This window comes from Pseudoalteromonas sp. OOF1S-7 (genome assembly GCF_022347765.1).
Taxonomy (GTDB): domain Bacteria; phylum Pseudomonadota; class Gammaproteobacteria; order Enterobacterales; family Alteromonadaceae; genus Pseudoalteromonas.
The window spans coordinates 130600-154283 of record NZ_JAKRFZ010000006.1 but is presented as its reverse complement, the minus strand read 5'-3'; the positions used below and the strand labels follow the sequence as shown (position 1 = coordinate 154283).

General features: G+C 49.7%; 17 protein-coding genes. 6 read left to right on the top strand and 11 right to left on the bottom strand.

Features of this window, described 5'->3' with window-relative positions:
- Positions 1–177 precede the first annotated feature (177 nt).
- The 3 genes from MHN33_RS11165 to MHN33_RS11155 all read right to left on the bottom strand — a co-directional run bounded on the left by MHN33_RS11165 (position 178) and on the right by MHN33_RS11155 (position 5201).
- Positions 178–513 (bottom strand): hypothetical protein, encoded by a 336-nt coding sequence (locus MHN33_RS11165; protein ID WP_239398005.1) that lies wholly within the window; start codon positions 511–513, stop codon positions 178–180.
- Between the two features lie 1089 nt (positions 514–1602).
- On the bottom strand, positions 1603–3258 hold the full coding sequence (locus MHN33_RS11160) for a hypothetical protein (protein WP_239398004.1): 1656 nt from the start codon (positions 3256–3258) through the stop codon (positions 1603–1605).
- A gap of 65 nt (positions 3259–3323) precedes the next feature.
- Positions 3324–5201 carry an alkaline phosphatase PhoX gene (locus MHN33_RS11155; protein WP_239398003.1) on the bottom strand — a complete coding sequence of 626 codons (1878 nt, stop codon included), beginning with the start codon at positions 5199–5201 and terminating at the stop codon, positions 3324–3326.
- 252 nt (positions 5202–5453) lie between these two features.
- On the opposite strand from MHN33_RS11155, the gene MHN33_RS11150 reads away from it, so the two are divergent.
- Positions 5454–5996 carry a hypothetical protein gene (locus MHN33_RS11150; protein ID WP_239398002.1) on the top strand — a complete coding sequence of 181 codons (543 nt, stop codon included), beginning with the start codon at positions 5454–5456 and terminating at the stop codon, positions 5994–5996.
- A 1-nt stretch (position 5997) separates the two neighbouring features.
- On the opposite strand, the gene MHN33_RS11145 is transcribed toward MHN33_RS11150, so the two are convergent.
- The 4 genes from MHN33_RS11145 to MHN33_RS11130 are packed head-to-tail and all read right to left on the bottom strand — an operon-like array spanning position 5998 to position 11824.
- Positions 5998–6663: a class I SAM-dependent methyltransferase gene (locus tag MHN33_RS11145; RefSeq protein WP_239398001.1), complete on the bottom strand. Its 666-nt coding sequence runs from the start codon at positions 6661–6663 to the stop codon at positions 5998–6000.
- A 9-nt stretch (positions 6664–6672) separates the two neighbouring features.
- The gene (locus MHN33_RS11140) at positions 6673–10329 is read right to left on the bottom strand and encodes an AAA family ATPase (RefSeq protein WP_239398000.1); all 3657 of its coding nucleotides are present in this window, start codon (positions 10327–10329) and stop codon (positions 6673–6675) included.
- The gene (locus MHN33_RS11135) at positions 10326–11540 is read right to left on the bottom strand and encodes an exonuclease SbcCD subunit D C-terminal domain-containing protein (protein WP_239397999.1); all 1215 of its coding nucleotides are present in this window, start codon (positions 11538–11540) and stop codon (positions 10326–10328) included. The genes MHN33_RS11140 and MHN33_RS11135 overlap by 4 nt, the downstream gene beginning before the upstream one ends.
- Positions 11541–11593: 53 nt before the next feature.
- Positions 11594–11824 carry a hypothetical protein gene (locus MHN33_RS11130; protein WP_239397998.1) on the bottom strand — a complete coding sequence of 77 codons (231 nt, stop codon included), beginning with the start codon at positions 11822–11824 and terminating at the stop codon, positions 11594–11596.
- Positions 11825–12259: 435 nt separating this feature from the next.
- On the opposite strand from MHN33_RS11130, the gene MHN33_RS11125 reads away from it, so the two are divergent.
- From MHN33_RS11125 to MHN33_RS11115, 3 genes are all read left to right on the top strand, one after another.
- The gene (locus MHN33_RS11125) at positions 12260–12754 is read left to right on the top strand and encodes a DUF6702 family protein (RefSeq protein ID WP_239397997.1); all 495 of its coding nucleotides are present in this window, start codon (positions 12260–12262) and stop codon (positions 12752–12754) included.
- Positions 12755–13074: 320 nt separating this feature from the next.
- Entirely contained in the window at positions 13075–16602 is a 3528-nt protein-coding gene (locus MHN33_RS11120; protein WP_239397996.1) for a hypothetical protein, read from the top strand.
- Between the two features lie 89 nt (positions 16603–16691).
- The gene (locus MHN33_RS11115) at positions 16692–17774 is read left to right on the top strand and encodes a hypothetical protein (RefSeq protein ID WP_239397995.1); all 1083 of its coding nucleotides are present in this window, start codon (positions 16692–16694) and stop codon (positions 17772–17774) included.
- A 45-nt stretch (positions 17775–17819) separates the two neighbouring features.
- Here MHN33_RS11115 and MHN33_RS11110 read toward each other — a convergent pair whose 3' ends face one another.
- Positions 17820–19271 carry a metallophosphoesterase gene (locus MHN33_RS11110; protein WP_239397994.1) on the bottom strand — a complete coding sequence of 484 codons (1452 nt, stop codon included), beginning with the start codon at positions 19269–19271 and terminating at the stop codon, positions 17820–17822.
- A gap of 78 nt (positions 19272–19349) precedes the next feature.
- A complete protein-coding gene (locus tag MHN33_RS11105; protein WP_239397993.1) occupies positions 19350–20150 on the bottom strand; it encodes a transporter substrate-binding domain-containing protein in 801 nt (266 codons plus the stop codon).
- A gap of 176 nt (positions 20151–20326) precedes the next feature.
- Here MHN33_RS11105 and MHN33_RS11100 point away from each other — a divergent pair, with 176 nt between their 5' ends.
- Positions 20327–21904 (top strand): alkaline phosphatase D family protein, encoded by a 1578-nt coding sequence (locus MHN33_RS11100; RefSeq protein ID WP_239397992.1) that lies wholly within the window; start codon positions 20327–20329, stop codon positions 21902–21904.
- A 495-nt stretch (positions 21905–22399) separates the two neighbouring features.
- Here MHN33_RS11100 and MHN33_RS11095 read toward each other — a convergent pair whose 3' ends face one another.
- Positions 22400–22537 (bottom strand): hypothetical protein, encoded by a 138-nt coding sequence (locus tag MHN33_RS11095; protein WP_239397991.1) that lies wholly within the window; start codon positions 22535–22537, stop codon positions 22400–22402.
- A gap of 188 nt (positions 22538–22725) precedes the next feature.
- Between MHN33_RS11095 and MHN33_RS11090 the strand changes: the two genes are divergently transcribed.
- Entirely contained in the window at positions 22726–23172 is a 447-nt protein-coding gene (locus MHN33_RS11090; RefSeq protein WP_138543240.1) for an Hsp20 family protein, read from the top strand.
- Between the two features lie 105 nt (positions 23173–23277).
- Here the strand turns inward: MHN33_RS11090 and MHN33_RS11085 are convergent, their stop codons facing one another.
- Positions 23278–23682, bottom strand: coding sequence for a hypothetical protein (locus MHN33_RS11085; RefSeq protein WP_239397990.1), 405 nt, complete (start codon positions 23680–23682; stop codon positions 23278–23280).
- Positions 23683–23684: the final 2 nt, after the last annotated feature.

Here is a 23684-nt window from a genome sequence, read left to right as displayed (position 1 = left end):
ATCGGGCTAAATTATTTGAAGGCCTGAACAATCAACAGTATCAGAACAACGTCTACCAGGTAATTCAACGGTTTGTATCGCACCAAATACACACATTCACCCTCTGAATACGTAAATTGCTTCACCCACAGGGATAAAGCAATTTAGTTCAAAGCAAAGACACGCCTCAGGGTGAGGCTACCAGCGAGTGTCTACACTCACCATTGAGATAAGGCAGCCTTGGGTATTTTCGTGAATTCGAACCTGCACTTTCTTATTGGATGCTAACGCGTAAAGTAATGTCGAATACATCTGGTTTATGTTTTTTGCTTCAGGTCTCAGGGTAAAGTAAATACCACTTTGTGGTGTGCATTTTGCTTGCTTTTCATCTTTAGGAAATCCAACGTAGATATTGCCATTTTCACTGGTATATAGTGTTTCAATGACACTTGTACAACCTATACTGCTACAGGTATTAGCCTGCGCACCTAAAGAAGCCAAAGCTAAAACGGCGGAGAAAGCGAGTTTTTTCATGATAAAATCCTTTAATTATTTGTTCTTTTAAAATAGTAAAATAATATAAAAATTTGATTTTATACACTTTATTATTTTTGTTGTTTGATATTTTATAACAACACTTTTATCGGTACAATGAAAATATACAGGTTAAAACACAGTGTAAATCCTGTTAAAGCAGCTCATATCACCTTGCACAAAGACCGCGCTGCAGCACGACTTTGCACGATACATCCATGTGGAGGGCTTCTGGCGCGTAACACGTGTTATCGGCGTCCATGCCTCGCGTTCGCAGTGCGGGGACGCCGAGTCTGCGATGATTATTAATCATCGGTCGCATGAGGTACGAGTGGAAATACTTCCCTGTAGGGGGCTCCCGGCTTTTCATCCATGAAAAGCGTTCGCAGTGCAGGGACGCCGAGTCTGCGATGATTATTAATCATCGGTCGCATGAGGTACGAGTGGAAATACGTCCCTGTAGGGGGCTTCCGGCTTTTCATCCATGAAAAGCGCTAAGTGAGCGGGGACGCCGAGTCTGCGACGATTATTAATCATCGGTCGCATGAGGTACGAGTGGAAATACTTCCCTGTAGGGGGTTTCCGGCGCGTAACGCGTGTTATCGGCGTCCATGCCTCGCGTTCGCAGTGCGGGGACGCCGAGTCTGCGATGATTATTAATCATCGGTCGCATGAGGTACGAGTGGATATACTTCCCTGTAGGAGGCTTCCGGCTTTTCATCCATGAAAAGCGTTCGCAGTGCGGGGACGCCGAGTCTGCGATGATTATTAATCATCGGTCGCATGAGGTACGAGTGGCAATACTTCCCTGTAGGGGGCTTCCGGCTTTTCATCCATGAAAAGCGTTCGCAGTGCGGGGACGCCGAGTCTGCGATGATTATTAATCATCGTTCTCATGAGGTACGAGTGGCAATACGTCCCTGTAGGGGGCTCCCGGCTTTTCATCCATGAAAAGCGCTAAGTGAGCTGCGACGATTATCAATCGTCGTTCTCATAAGGTACGAGTGGATATACTTCCCTGTAGGGGGCTCCCGGCTTTTCATCCATGAAAAGCGCTAAGTGAGCTGCGACGATTATCAATCGTCGTTCTCACTTAGCCCAATCAAGTTGCATGTCCCATTGGTGTTGGTTTTCCTTTTTTAACGGAGCCTGGGAGTCGTCTACTTGTTGCAGTACGTTGCTTGCCTCTACCAGTGTTGCGTCGCGGCCGAACAGGTAGCTTTGCTCTTCCACTATGGTTTTGTAGGCTTTGTTGAGTGCCAGTGCGCGCTCCTTTGACGGAGTGATCAGCTCGTACAGGTTACCTGCCGACTCAACTTTTTCTTTGTCTACCGTGCCGTCTGCTTTAAACCACTTTTGCAGCATTTCACGGTTCTGGCGGAACTCGTCGCCACCGCCAACACGGTTCATATAAGTCAGGAACTCGCCAAGTGTTTCACCTTTGTTGGGCACATCCTTCATTTCTTTGAGGTTGATATAACCCCAGCCGCGTGCGCCTTCTACTTTGCGGGCAAATGAGAAGGTCTGGTCGTAAGTTGAGCCGATGGTTTTGTGACAGCCATTACAAAATGCCAGCTCCTGCTTATGCTGTGGCCTCAGGTTGCCTTGTTTGTCTTCAATGTAACCATTGATGGTCCAGCCAAAGGTGTTGTTGATACCCTGATCGCCCAGATACAGGGTTTGTGGCAGGTTTTCGAATGCTTTTTCTTTTTCTTCACGGTGATATGAAGAGTTTAGTGACTGGCGGGTCTTAAACTTGTGCTTTTTCATGTAGCGCACTTCTTTCATACGCGGTGCGTTATAAATGCCACCATGTTCGTCCACACCAATATAACGTACGGTATGCAGGAACTCTGTTTCCTGAGGGTAGAGCATATGCGCCAGTGCATCTATGGCATCCCCCACATAATGTGATTGCCTGATTATCTCGCTGATTTCACTAAGTTGATTGTCGCCGTTTAAATCCTGGCCAATGCGCTGCTCAGAAATTGTAGGAGTGGAGATCTTATCCAACCCTTTTAACGTCAGCTCAACCAGACTCAGGTTTGCCAGATACACGTCCTGATTGTATTCGCCGCCTTTTGAGCGAAACGCTTGCGGTAAACGGATCATCACATCGCCCGTGGAGCCGTTGGTAGGCCAAAACGTCGACGGGAAGGGCTTGTAGTTAAACGCCACCCAGCCGCTGCCATCTTTAGCAAAGCCCATTTCATCAAAGGCTTTTTCCGGGTAGGCCAGATTTTCCAGCGGGGTTATTTCACCGCGCCATTGCTTATCTTGTTTCAGCTTTTCGATAAACGGGGTGTAATTATCCTGATTGATCCACGCCATGATCTTTTTGTCTGGCACACCTGCGATCAAGTCAGTCCTGTCGACAAAGAGGTTTTTCCAGTGGTTTTTCAGGCCCAGATCGGAGAATTCATACACGCCCTGCAAATGGCCATCGCGCATCGCGTTGGGTCTTTCAGGCTCCTGCTGATAAGACTGATGGCAGGCATAACAGGGGTTATTCACGCCATCGGTTTTGGTGTAGCACTGGGGCGGGATCACGGACTCCGGGTTATAGACTTCATCGTGCTCCAGGTAAGCGGTTGCCGGAATATCATCACCCGGTTTGTAAGGTGCAGCTTTATGCGCTGACTGCGCGGCTAATAGTTCGGCAGCTTGGTTAGGATGTTGTGATTCTTCGCAGCCGGTCAGTGCCAGGCCAGTGAGTACCGCCAGGCCGATTACTTGGTATTTCATTTTTATGACGCCCATTTTTGGATAAAAAAATGCGGTGCCGCGAACGGGCACCGCGAGTCTTACAGTTACTTAGAGTTAGGATCGTACAACCACAGGGTGTTATTTTCCTGGATACCGTCTTCACCAATGATGATGCGGCCATCCTGCATAACAATCACGTTATCAGGCTGAGACAATTGATTGACATCACATCGTTCAGCACCAGTCAGGCTGGAGCGGAATGTCCCCCCCATCACCACCGGCTCAATGCGAGTCAGATTGTAGTTGTTATCGATGTGGGCACGGTAAACACCACCACAATCTTTAACACGCGCAGACAGCTGAATATCACCCTCATCACCAATCATCGTCTTGTCAATGTCGGCAACACCGATATACATATAAGCCTGTTCAACCACTTCGCCCGGTACCCTGTCCTGACCAGTTACGGCTTCTACCACGCGGTCGTAGTTGATGCTGATCCCTTCCAGCTTACGCCATTCAGCCGTTGCACCCAATTGCTTGGCCGCCTGGCGAGACTCAAGGAATGCCACACGGTTATCCATTGGTTTACCGGCCGTAACCAGACCACCACCTTGCGCCAATGTTGGGTAAGTTTCGGCACCTTCTACCCAGGCTTTCACGTCAGCCACAGACAGATAGCTTGTCTGACCCTGAACAAAGTCTGCGGTGCTAATTTCATCATACTCGGCAATCCAGGCTTCAATTTCGGCATTGGTGCCCGATGCAATTTCAACCCAGGTCACCTCAAAGCCAGTCACAGCCGGATCGTTCAGACCCTTGTCCTGAGTTAGCTTAGCGCCATAAAGCGTACCTGAGCTCAGGTCTTTAGGTTGATCCGCAATAAACTTAAACAGTACGCCACCAGTATCATCCTGAGAGGAATACACAGTGCGCTCATCCGGCATAACCACGGAGTTTTCGTGCTCGTAACGACCAATAGTGAAGTGCTTCACAACATCTGGCGTATCAGAAAGCGGATTTTGCACCTCTGCAATATAACCATAGCGATAGGGGTTAGGGAACTCAGGTGCAACCAGCTCTTTCATTCTGTCGATGCTTGTAAAGGCCGGATCATTCCACTCTGCATGTTGAGTAGTGTCGTCGTCAGATCTTACGATCCACTCTTCAGACGTTAGCGGTGTGCCCCATGGAGATACTGAGCCAAAACAGTTTGCCGCGGTGCCTTTGACTCTATCAAAGTCCAGCATCATGGCTTCTTCGATGCTCCATTTACCCGTGTCGCTCTTGCTCATTTTAAGGCGGCTCATGCCACCCGGGTAAGCTTCCCAGTTAGTAAATAAATAACCTGTATTTTCATCGTCAGCACTTGGAATAAAGCCATTGAAGTCCGGGCTGTCGTTTTCAAGGATTTTGTCACCTGAAGTGATGCCGTAGTGCACACCTAAGCCACCAGCCAGGCCTTTTTCACCCAAATCCGCATACACATCACCGGTCTGACCCAGGATCTGGTATTGACCAATCGCAGTCACAACTGTTTGTCTCTCAAGCTCTGTCACTGGAACCGGTGAGCTCACAATATTGCGTGGCAACTCGTTGAAGTTCACACCCGTTAGTACACCCACAGTACCACCGTTGTAAGGGCGCTGGTTACCATCTACCAAAGTATTCGCATCGCTCGGGTGCTGTACATTGAAGAACAGATCACCTTGCTCGCTCAGGAACAAACCTGTGACTTCAGCGCCAGCGGGCACAGTGGCAATACGGATCAGGCCTGAACCACCGTTTTGACCATCTTTACCGTTAGCGCCATCATTACCTTTAGCGGCACTCGCACCATCTTTGCCATTTGTACCGTTAGTGCCTTGCTCACCCTGAACACCTTGCTCGCCCTGAGGGCCTTGTTTACCATCGTCACCATCACAGGCGGTTAATGCCACTGTGACGGCAGCGGCGATCAACGAATATGCTATGCGCTTCATTAGTTACTCCGAGTTAGTTGCTACGATTGCTACAGTTATTGTTATAAAGCGCACAATAGGTTGGGCTGAACCGGTTACAGACACATTTCTTAAGTATTAATGTTTTCAGTCATTTATAAGTCAAAGATAAGACAGCCAGAAAAGTTAGAGCGAAAGTTCAGTGTAAAGGGGGTTTACAGCTGATAACTCGAAAGCGCGGTACAAAAACAGATATAATATTCAGAGTATTAGCAAACACCTTTTAGTGAGATCATGAATTTACCAACTTACGGATTTGGCGCAGAGCAAGGTTTGCTGGCCATTTATATTGAGCACCCACCAAAACTCTCAGAGTTTAAAAAATTAAATAAAGTCATACCCTTACAGGCAGGAGAGATTGACTACATCAACCAGCAGTGTGGTAATGGCTGGCGCAAGGTGTTTAATGTCTATGCCAAGTTTATAGCTGAACTGAGTCACCCAGATCACGATTTTACTAACCAACCAAAATACTACCCAAGCTGGCAAAAGTATCGGGATAAGCGGCTGTTACAGCAGGGAAGTCAGGAGGCTTTATTGTTCTCTGTGCCTGATCTGGCTGCCAATCGCTATGACTGGCACATCATAGCGGGGCGCACCTATGCAAAAGCTTTACTCCGGGATCATATTTTTACTAACTCTTTGCACTGGATAGATGAGGAATTTGCCATAGACCCCGTTAATAAGTTACTGATCTGCCCGTATTTGGATTATCGCCAGCTTAGTAATATCAAGATCTCAAAGTTGGTGGCGTTGGTTCGAGCAGGCGTCGTCTGATTTATTGTCTGACACAAGCTAAGCCACTGAACCCTAAGGCTTTAAAAAACATCTGTGCGGTCGAAAAGCCACTTTCATCCAGTAATTCGGCCAGCCGCATCCGATCGAGTGGGTAAAATTCGTGCTCCAGATTATGGCGCATACGTTCTTCACCAATGTGGGTCAGACCCATCGCACGGCAGTGCTTCAGCTGAGACTCGCGCTCGAACTGGGTTTCAGGCTTCATCAGATCTGCCAGTAGCAGCTGTTTACCCAGCTTGAGGTTACTATGAATTGACTCCAGAAGTGCCAGCTTAGCGCCATCGTCAGCCACAAAATGCATCACCAGCAGGCACAGCGCTATATCAGCCTGATACTGACCCGGCGCCAGCGGACCTGAATGTATAGTCACCCGGGATGACAATCCCAGGTTAGTAAAATTTTGATCTGCGATAGCCAGCATGTCGTCCGAGACATCCTGCACAATGAATGTCCAGCTCGGGTTACATTCAGCCAGCTGCAATACTTCTTTTCCAGTGCCGGCCCCCACAATCAGGATCTGCGCCCGCTCGGGGAGTAAGGTTTGCAACTGCGCCTGCACCAGTTCATGGAGCAGCTGATAGCCGGGCACCAGACGTTCAATCCGGCTGTCGTAATGGGTTGCTTCATCCTGTGTAAAACTGGGCATGATGTCTCCTTATCGTTCACTGATTGTAACCGACGAATAACCGCCGGCCTGTTTTTGTACTCTAATTTGGGTCGCAACCCGCTCGGTCATTTCGGCCACATGGGAGATCACGCCGACTTTTCGCCCTTGTGACTGCAAAGCATCGAGTGCATCCAGTGCCACACTGAGGGTCTGTGGATCCAGAGTGCCAAACCCTTCGTCAATAAATAGCGAATTGATCCGCACCTGATTGGAAGACAAAGAAGCCAGGCCCAGTGCCAGTGCTAAGGACACCAGGAAGGATTCGCCACCGGACAAGGTGTTTACACTGCGCTGCTCATCGGCCATATCCCGATCAATAATAGCGATTTCCAGCGACTGTCCAATCACGGTCAGGCGATAACGATGACTCAGACTGCCAAGGTGATGATTGGCATATTGCAACAAAATCCTGAGTGTCTGCGTCTGTGCCAGGTTACGCATAGTTTTGCCCGTGGCATCGCCCAGCAGGCGGTTTAAAAGATGCCAGTGCTCATATTCGGCTTGTTGCGCCTCAAGAGCCTCATATTGCTCGGCCAGATAGGCCTGATTATCTTCATGCTGTTTCAGCACGGCGTTCACACTGATTAGCGTTGCCTGGTTAGCATCGCGCTCTTGTTGCAACTGCGTTAGTCGCTCAGTAAGTTGTGCCTGAGCTTGCTCGGTCACAGGCTTAGCACGCAATGATGCAAGCTCTTCTTGCAAGTGAGCGTGTTTATTCTGCGCTCTGTGTAGCACTTTGCTCAGTTCATCATATTCCGTCAGCAGCGCCTGCCACTGTGACTTCTCCCACTCTAACAGCGCCTCCACATCTTCTTCTGTGATCGTTTCGAACTGAGTTTTCAGCTCCGTCAGCCAGCTCTGGTAACGTGCCTGAATTTTTGCCAGCGACTCTTGCAGCTGCTGTTGTGATTGCTGCTTGTGTGCCAGCGTCAGTGCCTGCGACTCCTGAGCCTGACGCAGCTCTGCAACACGCTGAATTGCCTGAGTCTGCCTATTTTCAGCGTGCTGTTGTTCATTCAGTAAAGACTGGTGCCAGTTGTCTGCGCTGATCTCAAGTGGCTGGATGGCCACCCGCTCATGTGTCAGCGCATCGCCTTTTTCGCTCAATGCCTTTCGGGACTGGGCCGCTTTGTCGAGCTGTGCCTGCTTATCCTGACTTTGCTGACGCAGTAATTTAGCGCGCTGTTCACCGTCACCGATCCTTTGCTCTAATTCACTGAGCTGTTGCAGCTGCTGCTGCCTGACATGCACTTGTTCTCGCAGTGCAGTGGTCGCCTGCTCAGGTGATTGTTCAAACACTTGCCACCATGCAGGGGTTGAGTAAAACTGCCGGACCTGAGACAGGGTTTCTTGCTGCTCCGCCTCCAGCTCTGCTTGTCTGGTTTGTGCATAGGCCATTGCCTGTGCGGCACGTTCGAGCTGACTTTGTAACTGTTGGTTTTGTTGCTCCAGTTGCTGTATGTCGTGCTGAGATACCTGTTGTTGTTGCCAAAGCTGTTGCTGTGTTTTACTCAGCTGGCTGTAGGTTTGCAGCTTTTGATCCAACTGAGCGAGTAATGCCTGAGGGTCCGCTGTATCGCGCACCTCTACAGGCAGCTGCGCCAGTAATTCAGTAATTTGCGCAAGCTTGCTGTTGATCTGTGCTTCATGCTGCAGTGCTGCCTGTAGCTGACCATTACACTGCTCGGCCTGACCAACCAGGTCATGGTAACGTTGCTGCGTCTGCGTGCGGGCTTGTTCGGCTGCCTGATATTGCGATTCAAAATCGGCAATCAGCGTTTGCCAGTGACTGTCGATGTGGTCCACACCATAAGGGTGCTCTGTTGAGCCGCACACCATACACTCCTGACCTGCAACCAGCTGCGATCTTAGCTTGCTGACACTGTCACTGGCTCGAAAGCGAACTTGCTGCAAATTTTCCTGAGTAAGTAGCACACGTTGCCTGGTCAGCTCATCCTGCTGCTCAGTGTCTTTGAGCTGCAATTGCAGGCTGTGATGTTGATGCCGTAAGCGATCAATGTGTAGTCGGTGCTCGCCCTGCTCCTGTTGCAACTGGTCACGCTGTGACTGGTTTTGCTGCGCCTGGATTAACTGTGTGCGCTGAAATTGCAATGTCTCATAATCCAGCTCGCTCAGCTGCGACTGAGTGGTGCTCAGGTGGTGCTGAATATCAGCTAACTGTTGGTGTAGTTTTGTCAGTCTGGGTTGCAGCGCCTGTTGCGTTTGTTTGTCTTTATCTGTGCTGGCCTGTGTATGTTGTTGCTCACTCGCCAGTTTATCGAGTTGCGCCTGACACGCTTGCCAGTGCTTTAACGCACCGTTTACCTGTGACCACTGCTCGCTAACACACGTCAAGTCCGGATCTATCTGGCAGTCTTGCTGCAACCGGGCAACCTGCCGACTATCCATTTGCAACTGAGTCTCCAGCGTCTCAATACGCTGTTGCAATGCTTCATTCTGCTCACGTTGTTCGTTATATTCTGCGCTATTTTGTGCCAGCAGCTGTTTGTTGGCTTCGCGCTGCTGGTCCAGATCACGCAATAACTGCAGTGCAGGGGTACTGATCTGCAACTGGTTTTTTGCCTCACTGAGTCGTGTCTGAGCAGCTTGCAGATCATCTTGTGCAACGCGGATCTGCGGCGCAAAATCCTGCTGCTGCAACTGGCTGATGTCCTGGTCTAATTGCTTGAGCCGGGCAGTTGTATCCCGAGCCTGAGTCCGGTTATCTGCTATCACCTCAACGGCTTTGGCGCGCCTCGCTTTGTCAAAGTCATGCGCTTGCGTAGTCAGGCGCTGCTGGCAATCGGCTTGCTCCTGCTCAGCCTGATGGCATTGCTCGGCCAGCTTGTCACAGGTTTGATACCAGTGAATGCCTTGCTCCAGCTGTTTTTCTTCCTCACGCGCCAGTGCAATGGCGGCCGTCAGCTGAGCTGCGGTTTGCTGGTTTTCCGCCAATGCCTCATCACTGAGTAAAGTCACATGGTTAAGCGACTGTTTACGCTGCGCCAGTGCATCCTGTCTGGCTTTGTGATGTTCAAATATCGCTTTGCCTATGACACTGAATTTGGCCGTGCCGGTCAGTGTTTCGAGCAGCTGCGCTCGTTCATCACTGTTGGCTTTCAAAAACGCCGCAAATTCATGTTGTGCAAGTAGAACTGCGCGAGAAAACTGCTCAAAGTTCAGGCCCAACAACTGTTCCAGCAGCTGTTTGGCCTCGGTGGTTTTGCTGGCCAGTACCGTGTCATCGGCAAGGCGCACCACCTGGTGCTCTGCTTCTTTGATACGACCATCTAGCTTGTTACGGGCGCGTCCCACCCGCCAGCTGGCACGGTATTGGTTGCCATCCTGACCACAAAAAGTGACTTCGGCACGGCCACTGACACACCCCCGGCGCAGTAAGTTACGGGGGTCGTTGAGTTTCAGCTCATCGCCGTTGAGCATCACTTTGTTTTTTGCATCGGCCTTAAGCCGAGCTGTTTTGCCGTAAAGCGCCAGACATATCGCATCAAGCAGAGTACTTTTACCAGCCCCGGTGTCGCCGGTAATGGCAAACAAGCCAGTGTCTTTTAAGGGTGGCTGGGTAAAATCAATGTCGGCATCCGCCAGTGACGCCAGGTTCTGTACCTGGATCCCAAGTAGTTTCATGCTTCCTGCTCCTGTACGCTCGCCAGCACCTGCATCAGGCAATCTTGTAAGGCTTGTGGCACGGCTTGCTCACTGTCTATTTGTGCCCGGTATGCCAGCTCCAGTAAACTCTCTGGCTCCAGCTTCTCGACCTGGCCCAGGTCTTCAAAGTGCGGCTCGTCTGTGGCTTGTAGTGTATAGCTGACACGCTCGATGCCACAAAAGTGCACCGGTTTATCTGTCAGGGCTTGCTCAATCTTGTGCCGAAACTGACTGTCCGTTTCACTGGCATTGAGCCGCAGCCTCAGATAGGGCGTTGCAGCGTACTGATCTTCAGACAAATCGAGTTCATTGATCAAAGTAATTAGCTCATCCAGTGTCGCACCACCACGCTCGGGGAGTAAAATAACTTGTTTGAGGCGGGGAACGTCAAGGGGCTTTACACTGCTAAGGGTTGTGTTGGTAAATTCCACCAGCAACACCTGATGACGATAGTTTCGCTCCGAAAACGACATGGGCAGAGGTGTGCCGCAATAGCGAATAGCCTCGCTGCCGGCGACTTTTTGCGCTTTATGTAAATGCCCAAGCGCAACATAATCGGGGCGTTCGCCAAACACATCCGCGGTGATGGCATCAAACCCGCCTATGGTGATATTGCGCTCTGAATCGCCGGAAATACTGCCGCCTTTAGCATGCAGATGACCCATAGCCAGCACCGGTAACTGCGCATCTAATGCTTGATAGGCAGCCTGATAAGCACGCGCAACACCATGCTGATAAGCCAGCGGATCATCGGCCTGGGTATCCAGATCGGCGCTGCGTAAAAATGGCATGGCAACAACCTGCAAGGTGCCATTGGCGGTACAAAGGGTTTTCACCACATCCTGGGGGTTATGCTTGTCAAAGCGACCCACAACATGGGTATCAAACTGACTCAGCAGCGGTTTAGCCGTTTCTATTCTGTTTGCAGAATCATGATTACCTGCGGTAATCACAATGTGGAGGTTGGGTTTGTCGGCTTTCGCACGTCTGATGAAGGCATAGAGCTGCTGCTCCGCCATAGCTGAAGGCGTGGCACTATGGTAGACGTCACCACTAACAACCAATACGTCGATTTGATGAGAAGTAAGTGTATTGCACAGCCAGTCGAGAAAAAACTGATGCTCAGCATGACGGCTGTGCTCGTAAAACTGTTGACCCAGATGCCAGTCGGATGTGTGTAAAACCTTCATGCAGCGTTCCTTAACCTTAATGACGGTTAATATACACTGCTTAGGCGAATAGGTTAATGGCTGAGTTGACGCCAGGCGTAAATCACCACCGGGATCACCAGCAACCACAATGCTCTGAGGTAACGGTTATGCCTGCCATTTAAACGCTTCAAAGCCGACTTCTCGTTACACGCGGCCACTTTATCAACATAAAAATAGCCGTCATCTAGATACTCTTTACAGTTCTGTTCGTCCGCCGGAATGGCAACGAGTTTCTCATGTTTTTTTAGTATGTAGAAATCCATACTGCTCACCACATTTTAAGCTAAACGGGTACTTAGTACAGAGCAAAACCAACGCCAGTTTTACTCGCCGATTGAAAAGTCCGCGATTTTACTGGGAATTTAGTTCCGATTTCAACCATTGAATTTAGCTTTTTTAATTTATTTGTAAAATAGAGACAATAAATTTGCAAAATGGGGACCTGGCACGGAAATTTATTGTTATTTTGACACACAGCACCCTGTCATTTTTACACACCATAAATACAGCATCTTATTTAATTTCGGTGAGCAGCTCTCCTTTCAGCAGCTTCTTAGCCGGTGCAAATAGTGCAAATACCAACTGTACTCACTGCAAACCGATTATTTCAATCTGGATAACAAGATCAGCAGTAAAATAACAATAATCCGGGCCAATTCGCGGTATGATAGAACCCGAAAAGAACCAAGAGGTACCCCATGAAGGATTGGCTGATCGCCACACTGGCATTAATTTGGGCGAATGCAGCGACAGCGCACCAGATAAAGACAGCTATGACGACTGTACTGATTGACTCCGCCAGTGAGCAACTAGAACTAATGCATCGGTTTTATTTACACGACACAGAGCATGCCGTTGAAGAGTTGTTTGGTGAGGAGATCGACCTATTTCACAATAAATCTGACAGAGCACGCTTTGCGCAATATGTCATTGACAACGTGGGGTTGAAGGATGAAACCGGTAGAACCATGCCACTTACTTTAGCCAGTGGCAGTATCGACGGGCAATTTTTCTGGGTTATCCAACACGCCCCCATGCCTGCAACGCTCAACCGGCTGCAAATGCGTCATGATGCGCTCAGAGACATCTGGCCCACTCAGGTCAATATGGTCAATTTTAAAACCCATAATACGGTTCACACTTTGCACTTTAACGGAGACGATAGCTGGCTGTGGGTCGACTTTAAAAAATAATCTCCCTTTTTTCTCAACAAAAACCTTATTAAAAGACGCAATTGTTCACATCAATTTACAAAGAAAACACATAATAAACAAAAAGATAGATTAGGAAGAGTCTTTTTTATATTGCTAAATAAACTCACCCAATTACAATAACCGACGTAAAAATCACAATAATTAAGTGAATACTGCATCAGGACGACGTTGGTTCATAACAAGGATATAGCACTTCAAGCTAACCCATAACATTTACCCTTTCCCCAGAAACACCACTCAGCTGGTCACTGGACAGACCTATGCAGTACGCAACGACCACTCAATAATGGAGACTCAATATGGAATTCAAAAAAACCTTGCTCGCTCTGGGCGTTTTATCTGTGCTCAGCGGTTGTGGTTCTGACAGTGATGATACTCAAACTAACAAAGAGCAAGACCTTACGCCAGATACAAAAGTAACATCCAGTGAAATCAAGGGTGTGGCGGCAAAGGGCACTTTAATCAATGCACCGGTTACTTTCTTTAGATATGAAAACGGTGAGCCAGTACAGCTTGAGAGCAAAACAGCCGTTGTGACCGATGAAAAAGGTCTGTTTACTGCCACAGTGAACAATGCACAAGGCATCGTTAAAGCACAAATCCGTGTCAGTCAGGATCCGCAAAGCCCAACCTATATGATCTGTGATGCACCAGCTGGGTGTGGTCAAAATGACGCGGGTGGTCAGATAGCCTTTGGTGAACGCATTAACCTGACCAAAATCGATCCTGATCTGGTACTCAGCACATTCGTTAATGTAGATGAGTCTTCCAACACGGCAAACATTACACCCTTGACGCATTTTGCCGCTGCAATTGCTCAGCAGCGCGGTGATATGACTGCTGAGTCAATTGCCACAGCATACTCTGAAATCGCCGATCTGTTTGGCCTGGTGGGTGCTTTGCACCAGATGACACCGGCGCAGATAGAAGACAGTGCCTCACTTGTGGATGATAACGACAGTGATGACCTGCGTTACGCCTTGATCAACGCAGGTATTGCTCATGCTTTATTTTCCGACCTGGGTGAACAGAACAATGCGCTCAGTACTCGACTTGCCGAAGCCATTGCCGATATTCAGGCCACAGACGGGGCATTTTTGTCCAATGCTGACCACGACGACGATGCCAGCTTTGAATTCAATTTAAGTGATATCCTTGTAGGTGCTGAGCTTGCAAGCCAACAATTGATCTCACTGATTAAAGCGGATCCGGCACTGGCAAACCAGCTGGGTAAACTCAGTGAATTAGAAAAGCTGTCGACGCGCCTGCACAACGAAATGCTCAGTGCGGATACTCAGGGCACTGATCGCATCAAAGGTCAGGCACAACAGCAAAGTGGTGACGATGCCGTCGCGAAGGCCGCAGCAATGGTGCAGGATATTCGCGTATTTGCGAACCTGTTTGATGTTGCAGACACACACGGTAAAGAAGTCCGTACACAAGGGGATGAGTTTGTTGCACTGATCAACGATGCCACAGAGATGGTGCGTGCTCAGGCTAATTCTTATAAGTTGCTCGCGGACGTCTCTGAAGCACTGGCTTTAATCGACAGTGCGCGTCGTGCCGGGCAGCTGCCTAACAATAACCAGCCAATAAAACTCGATGACTATCTGGAACTGGCTGGCGCAACCGGCGTAGCCGTGATTGACGAAACGGGTTTAGTGTTCTCAGTTACCGCGTCTGCGGGTGAAGAGCAGCTGGAAGCCACCGCTAAGCTGACCGTTGCTGAAGACAATCAAACCTATACACTGAGTGTGTCAGGTAAAGTAGAGAATAATGCGGCTGCATTGACGCTTCACCCGAATAGCCAGGTTCAGGTAGTACTGAATCAGCCTGTCACCACAGAGCAGCTTAAAGAAGGGACGGCTCCCGCGTTTGATGGCCGCCATGGTAGCCTGACACTGGATGTAACCATAGCTCAGAAAGCAACAGACACGGTTAAAAACCCAGTCAGCTTTAAGGGCATGCTCAGTGCTGAACTAACAGCAAAACATATTGAAAAATTAGAACATGTTTCAAGTTTTGAGGGCTCTGCAAGTTGGTACGAGTTCTCAATACGCCCCGATACAGTATTTGTACCTGGTATGCTATCGCTTAGCGGCGCGTTTAGTGCTGCACAGGGCAGTCAGTTCGGCGCAAGTTTGACGGTAAAACTGGATAACCTTAGTGAGTTTAACCCTGCCGGGTTTGAACATTTTGGCCGCCTTATTTCTGATGCTGGCAAGCTGGCCATTGAGTCTAATTCAAAGGCCAAAATCACCAGCAAAAACGGCGAGTCATTGCTGATTGAGTTCCAACCGATTAATCAGCAGGGCGTTGCCACTGTTGTCACTCAATATATAGACGATGAAAACACAACTCCTATTCATACAAGAAAGATCAGCACTTATCGGGGCGTAGACTATGTTGAAGTGACCAGTGACTATGGAAACAACTTTGTCACTAAACGACTCGAGCGGATCGTACCAGAAAGCACCGGTGAATTTAGATTACAGTCTTTTCGTTATCCGCAAGACAGCATCACTCATTATGCTAATGGACTGGTGACATTTGAGTCTGGTGAACAGGTACCTGTTGATCAACTGGACTGGAGAACATGGTTCTATGCCAACAACAAAGTAGACTTGCAAAAATTAGGCCGCTTCCCGGTTGACTATGCCAGCATCAAAGATGTCCAAACCTTATTGACACCAGCCCGTTCAGGCATCTTTTACATTGGGACTGTAGATGATATTTACGTCAACTTTCAGTTTTCAGAACAGGGTTATCAGATAGGTCAAAGCTATGACCTATCGGCACGGTATATGTTCCCAAGCTTTGACAGTTCCCCCGAGGTCGAAGTATCTGCAGACGGTAACACCATCGTTTCAACGATCGGAGAACTTCAACAATCCTGGAGTTCGACTGGTGACAATAGCACTATGGCCAGCTATCAATATGTAGTGTCAAATAACGACGGAGTGGCCCTCGAATACAGTTCAGTATTCATCAATGCGATGACGCAACAAGACGAACAGAATGCGCTAATGATCAGCACGAACTCTTTTGATCAGTTCCATAAACTTGATAACAGCCTTGCTGCGTACCTTCAGCCTGACACCACAAAAGAGGGGTATACGGCCTACTTTATTCAGCCACATGATCTGGATGAAAAAGGTATGCCAGTGGACGAAAGCGGGAATTACCTCGACCCAGTCAAGCACGCAGAATGGACTATGAACTATGACAGCTATTTGTCGGCAGTAAAGGATATTAGCGGTACCGAGCTGATGATAGGCAGCCAGGGCTACGCACTACAAGCATTTGAAAACAAGCTAGATCAGGGATATACACTCAATTATCCGGGCTATGGTCAGGTCGAAGTTGTCTATTACAGGCTCTACAACGAGCGAAGTTATGGAGGCAATAGCACTTTTGGTAAGCCCAATGACACCTACCAAATCGAGACCGAAACCAACTACCTGGATATCAGTGCAGCCATGAATGTCAATGTTAAACTGGGTGAGTACCATGTTGACCTGTCTCTGGTAGGCCAGCGTACCGACTTTAAAGCGGGCGAGCTGGAACTGGATGTTGACTACCTGGTGCCTGGTTCTGAGCTCAAGCGCAGCTTTACGGTGCTCTACAACACACAAACAGAGCAGCTCTCTGCCAATAATGCCGAAGGGGTTACTTTAGTGCTGGCACAACCAAACTCAGACGACGGCAATGAAGGCGAGCAAACGCTGGGCACCATTATGGTGGGTGAAGAGCAGGCCGCCAGAATCGTCAAGCGAGATGCAGGTGTATTCATCATTTACGCCAACGAGCAAATCGAAACGCTCTAAAACCCGTGTCGCTTTGGCCAGATTTTGCTGGCCAAATGAGTAACACCTCACTTAGGGTCAGCGGATGCTGGCCCTTTTTATGGAATGCTATGAACAAACAATGGTTTTTGGGCTTGTCTGCCAGCCTGTTGGTGTCTACAGGCACAATGGCAAACACCCATGAAGTAACAATCTATCTTGACAGCAATAGCCAGACGAACATTGCGCCGGTATTAAAAATTGCCCGTGACGAATGGGACCAGCGTCCTGAGTCGGATGCCTCATTTGGTTTTTCTCAGTCACGCTTTGGCGTGGCCTACCGCCATGCGGCCCTTACAAACTGGCAACTCCATACGATGCAGCGTATTGACTACCTGATTGATACCAATGCGCAAACAGCGCTGGGTTATTATCAGGAGCAAAATGATCAGCCACTAACCAGCTATGACAGCTACGACACCAGGCTGGCGCTGACTGGCGCTCGCAGTAAAGGTCTGGGGCTCGCTTATCAGCACCATTTTGATGCTCTAACAGTCACCGTGCAGGCGAACTACTGGCAACTCAACTACCTCAGAGATTCGCAGCTGAGCGGTGCACTCTCGGGCAGCGACAATGCACAATTACGTGGCGCGCTGCAATTTAGCGAGTATTACAGCGATAACAACTTTCTAAAGCGCCCCAACACAGACGATGCCTGGCGCACGCGCGGAGATGGCTTATCCCTCGATGTGCACTTTGACTGGCAGGTGACCGAGCACTTTGCACTTTCAGGCCAAGTCATCGACCTGTACAACCAGTTTGAATTGGACCAGGCAGGCTTTACCGAGGCGGACATAAACACCAAAGGCAGCTTTGTCGACAATGCCGGGTTCAGCAGCTTTCGGCCCCTGTTAAAAGGGCGAGAAACCGCTCAAAATCATGACTTTGATTTACCCAGCCAGGTTTACCTGCAAGGCCAGTATCACTTTCTGGGTTACCGCTATCTGGCCAGTGTCCGTCGCCAGGGCGGCCAGCACTTTGCACAGCTGGGCATGCAACTGGGAGACTGGCGTATGATGCTGGACCCGATAAACCTGGCACCCGAGCTGGCTTATCAGGGTGAAACCTGGTTGGTTACCACCGCACTGGATCACCTCAATCCAAACAAGGCGCTCACGCTGAGGCTTAATTTGAACTGGCAACTGGCCTGGTAAACAGGAAAATAGTCGGCACCTTTGCTCAGGTGCCGGCAGGTACTCTTAACGCGCAATCTGGCACAGGGCTTTACCTTGCTCAGCCTGCTTGCTGCCACACTCAAGAAACACCTGGCCCTGCGTGTTGTAAAACTGCCCCTGCCATTGGTGATCTTTCTCCAGCTTAATGGAAATATAACCAAACTCACCCTGAGTATTGCCCTGTGCACGCTTGCCATCAATCTGGGCACTGAATCCGCTGTTTGCACCGGTTGAACTCAGGCTGACACCACTGTTGCCCACCACCAGCTGAGGAGGACGGCCACTGTTCTTATCAAAGGCCAGAGACTGGTAAATATGCATATGTCCTGATAAAGATAAACTGACTTCGGGTGGTAACTGCTGAGACAGGGTGGTTTTCAGCGCCGTCTGCAGCATATCTGTGATTGAAGGCGTGCCAACCGGCCCGCTTTGTCCCCACAGCGGCCTGTGCGTCATCATCCATAACGGGGTTTTCACCCGTGACGCCACTTGCTGCAGCCGGGAATATTGATCGCGATATTGGCGTGTAAGGGTTTGTGGCGCACGTGAATCGCAGGCATTGGCCGAATCCATCACCCACAGCGCCAGGGAATCCAGCTCAAGTAAGTAAGGGTCTATCATCACAATATGCTCACTCGCCTCGCCAGGCGGCTGGCTGAATTCGCCCTGATAGGGGCATGACTGCTGAGCAATACTACCGGGTAAGTCTGAGCCTGGCCCCAGAAAATAAAACCAGCCAGGGCCTGCACGACTGCACAGTTCATGATTGCCTCTGGCAAATACCCAGGGGGCACTGGCCAGCAAAGACTTAGCCGGGGCGAATAAATCGGCCTGCCAGCTCTGCCAGGTGTCGGGCTTGGGACTGCCGCTGGCATTTTGTGAGTAATAGGTTTCGGTCAATCCACACGAGGGGCCGCCATAGCCGCCATCTCCCGCATCATAAGCGTAAATGTCTTTGCTGATACTGCCCGACGTGCCACGGTAGTTGAAGTCGCCCATATGCAGGATCAGCTGCTTGGTTTGCTTTGCACCCAGATCCGCCAGCTGAGCAAAGGGCTGTGCTGCACTTGCGCCTTCGCATACCGTGCTTTTACAGCCCGAATCACCAAAGACCTGAATATGTTCAGGCGCCAGCGTAACCGGAGCCAGCTCTATGCCACCGTAAGAAAGCCGATAGCGGGTATCCGGGTTTATCACGGCTTCACAGACCGTCACCGGAAAATTATCCGGATCCGGATTTAATCGTCTGGCCTGCGTTTTTATCCCCTCACCAGCCGAATGCAGCAATTGTGGGCATTGCTGGTCGCTGATATGCGCCCCATCGACAATGGCTCTGGCGTAGATTTGCACCCCCCCTTTTTGCGTGGGTGCCAGCATCGTATAGGCGGCATAAACTTGTGGATCGTTGGCAGCACTGTCTGCGGTGCCCATGCACCCGGAGAGTAAAACAAACAGAGGGAGAATGTGTTTGCGCATTGTTGTTTCCTTTATTGCGGCTCCATTAGCTTCCTTAGTGTAGACCACAATAAAGCAGAATTTATATTACCGTCCGTTTCAGTTAGCCCCGCGCGGTACGGTATGATAAGTATAGTATTCTACCAGCTTGTCTATCTGAGGCCTAAGATGCGCTATCGCGCCATTAAACCGCGCCAGTTGCGCCGAATCAAACAGCCCCTTACGCAATAAAAAGTGCACCTGGTTATTGTGAACCGGGTAATCCCAGATATGAAAGTTTTTTATGCCCAATTTACGGCCCATAAAGCGCCCAAGAATTTCGTCTTCAATGATAAAGTCGACACGCTTTTTTGCCAGCATTTCGACACGCTGCGTACTGCCAGAAATCCCCACCAGCAAATGCCCAAAGTCAGGGTTATTGGCAAGGTTTTTAAGCTCCTCTCCATAGTAAGAGCCAATGCTCAGCCCGATACGATACCCTAATCGCAGCAGCGCTTTTAAGTCTATCGCCATACGTGGCTGGCGAAGGGAAAATAGCCGCATTTTTTCCCACCTGTAAGGTGCTGAAAACACCCCTAATTCGGCCCGCTCCTGCACATAGCTGACCATCAGTAACACATCAACGGACCCTTTACCCAGCTGATCTAAACTTCGGGCGGAAGTGGGCAGGCGCAAAAAGTGTGGGCAGATATTCAGTTCGGTAAACACCTTGCGGGCAATCTCGACATCCAGCCCGTATGCACCACGCTCGTCAACGGCCGTTAACGGCGGCCAGTCGGCCACTACGCCTATTTTAACTTCGCTGGCACACGGCTGCTGCGCACCAACTTGCGGCCCGTAAAACAACAGCCCCGCAATAAAAAAGCACCACACTCTGAGATACCCCCTGATACCACTCACTCTCACCTGCTTATTATCTGACCTTGGTTTTTATAGTTATAGCTTTTATCGCACCAGTTTTAAATCAAAGCTGCCTGTTTGGTCGCAAAGCGTGTTCAATGTAATATTTTTGCTATATAAAATTAACATTAACACGTTTAAATACCGCCCAAAAATGACAATTAGAGTATTTACTTATGAGCCTATCCCGTCGCGAATTCTTTAAAACCAGCCTGATGCTGTCCACCGTTCCCCTCACTCTGGGATTGAGCGGCTGTACTTTTTCACAAAACCCGTTCAGCCATGGCGTTGCCAGCGGCGACCCATTGGATGACCGGGTGATCTTATGGACCCGCATTACCATTCCACCAGAGGTGCAGGAGCGGGTAGATATGGCCACGCTCAGCGTCAAAGTGCTCTGGCAGGTCTCAGAAGATCCGCAGTTTTCTGCACTTGTTGCAGAGGGTTATGAGATCACCGACGGACAGTGTGATTTCACCGTTAAGGTTGATGCCAGCGGGCTTGCCCCCGATACCCACTATTATTATCGCTTTATCATTGATGAGCTGGATAAGCCCATCACCTCGCCGACAGGGCGTACCAAAACGCTGCCGGCCTATGATGTCAGACAGGTTAAGCTGGCTATGACGTCGTGCTCGCACTTTAGCTATGGGTATTTTAATGTGTATGCCCGTATCGCGGAAATTGACGACCTGGATGCCGTACTACACCTGGGTGACTACCTGTACGAATACGGTAACAAAGATGTCTACCGCAATCCGTTCCTTTGGAACCGTAAAGTACAACCAGCCCACGAAATGGTGACGCTGGACGACTACCGGGTGCGCCATGCCTGCTATAAAACCGACGAAGACCTGCAAACCCTGCACCAGACCCACCCCATGATCTGTATCTGGGATGATCATGAATTTACCAATGATACCTGGTCGGGCGGGGCAGAAAACCATAATGACGGTGAGGGCGACTGGCAAATCCGTAAGGCTGCTGCCATTAAAGCCTATTATGAGTGGATGCCGATCCGTGAGCCGAGCGACAACAACCGGGAGCGATCTTATCGCCGCTTCCAGTTTGGATCTTTGCTGGATCTGAATATGCTCGACACCCGTTTGATCGGCCGCGATCAGCAAGTTGAGATCAAAGATCCGGCGCGCCTGGATGAATCACGCACTTTGCTGGGCTACGCGCAGGAACAATGGCTGTACGACAACCTGTTTGAGGCCAAGCAAAACGGCGTACAATGGAAGTTGCTGGGCCAGCAGGTACAGATGATGCAAATTCAGATGCTGGGCAAACCCATCAATGGCGATGCCTGGGACGGTTACCCGGCTGCACGCCATCGTTTGCTAGATTTTATTGAACAAAACCAGATAGATAACGTGGTGTTCTTAACCGGTGATGTACACTCGTCATGGGCCGCAAACATCTGTAAAAACCCCTACGACTGGCACGAATACAACCGCTTTACCCACGAAGGAGCCATTGCGGTAGAAATCGTCACCTCGTCGGTCACATCACCGTCAATTCCGGTGCCGGGCCTGCAACAGTTGGTAGGCGATGTTGGTAAAATCCTGATCCCGGAGAATCCTCACATCCGCTATATCGACCTGGCCAATCGCGGCTTTGTCACCCTGGACATCACTCAGGATGAACTAAACGCCAGCTGGCACCATGTGCCGTTCGTCGGCTTTAAGAATGATCAGTCGCACATTGGCAAGCGCTTTACCGTCAAAGCAGGCAAAGCCAAACTGGTTTAATCGCAGCACAAGTGGCGCTTTTGCGTTGTCAGGTCGCATCAGTGCCACTTTGTGGCCTTATCCGGCTCTGCACCTGAGCCATATACTACCAAGCGACGCACGCTTCATGGTCCACCTGCTGGTATGGCTGTGTATTCAAGTAGATCCCGCATCAAGTGCGGGATGACTGGTTGTGTTTGCTAGTTTGTGCGTTACTCGCTTAATCCCCATGCGCGATAAATGGCGGTTGTGTCTTAAGTAAGGCTTTATTAAACCTTTGGCACATTCATATTTTCACTCAACTTTACCCACATATCCGTCATCCCAGCTTCGCCTTCGTCATCCTGCTTCGCCTTCGTCATCCTGCTTCGCCTTCGTCATCCTGCTTCGCCTTCGTCATCCCTGCTTCACCTTCGTCATCCCTGCTTCACCTTCGTCATCCCGGCTTCACCTTCGTCATCCCGGCTTCACCTTCGTCATCCCGGCTTCACCTTCGTCATCCCGGCTTCACCTTCGTCATCCCGGCTTCACCTTCGTCATCCCGGCCTTGAGCCGGGAACCACCGACAGCAAAACGGTGGCTGGCCTGAGCAAAGATCCAACAATAAAAACCACTTAGAATCAATAACATAAAATAATTATCAAACTTTTTCAAAAAACTTCCTTGAAAAGCGTTGGCCCCGGCCATAGATAGATTTGTGAGGACGCCGACAGGGTCCAAAAACAAACTAAGACTTTGTTTTAAAAGTCTTTATTTAAGTAGTATTAGAGTTAAAAACCCGCTGTTTACTGGTTTATTGCAAAGAGTAAATGGCTTAATTATCGCTTTATGAGGATATGATTATGCGTACAGTAGATTTATCACCCCTTTACCGTTCATTCATCGGCTTTGACCACCTTGCATCTATGATGGATGCGGCGCAGCGTAGCAGCGAAAAACAGCCCAGCTACCCGCCATACAACATCGAAGCGTTAGCTGAAGACAAGTACCAAATTACCATGGCGGTGGCCGGCTTTACGGAGCAGGAGTTGTCGCTGGAGTCGGAAAACAACACGCTGACCGTTAAAGGCGAGAAGCAAAATAAAGAAGACAAAACCGACCGTAAATTTATTCACCAGGGCATTGCCGAGCGCAACTTTGAGCGTAAATTCCAGCTGGGCGACCACGTCAAAGTGATTGGCGCAGAGCTTGAGAACGGCCTGTTATTGATTGACCTGGAGCGCGAAGTACCGGAAGCGTTAAAGCCAAGAAAAATTGAAATTGGCACCGGAAAGCTAATTGAAGGTTAACACCTAAAGAGTAGTAATTACTCACTTCCTTTTCCTTGTATTACATTGTTGAATTCCCACCCGCCGCCCGAAAGGGCGGCTTTTTTGTGTGCCGCAACAAGCCAATTAAATAGCCATGCCCAATGCCTCGGCTACCCGGGTCGCATGTGGGCCTAACCAGCCCAGCACAGGAGTAAAACGCTCGACCAGCTTTTCACTATGGCTGGCAAAGCTTTCAGCCTCTTTGGCTATTTTTGCCGCACGGGCCAGCGACTCCGCCACCTCAGCCTTATCGGGCTGCGCCTGTTCAATTTCTTCTTGTGCCTCCTCCAGCGCATTACTCAGTTTGCGCGGCTGCTGTGTACTAAGCTCACCCAGCGCTGTCGTGAGCTCACGCAGCGCCTGCTGAATATCCACCGCCTGAGGCTCGGGCATGGTGATTTTAGGGGCGGCAACAATCTGGTTATGATCACCTGTGTTTAACACCGCACCATTGGCGTTGCCACCCACCTGTATTGTCCTGTCTGACATGG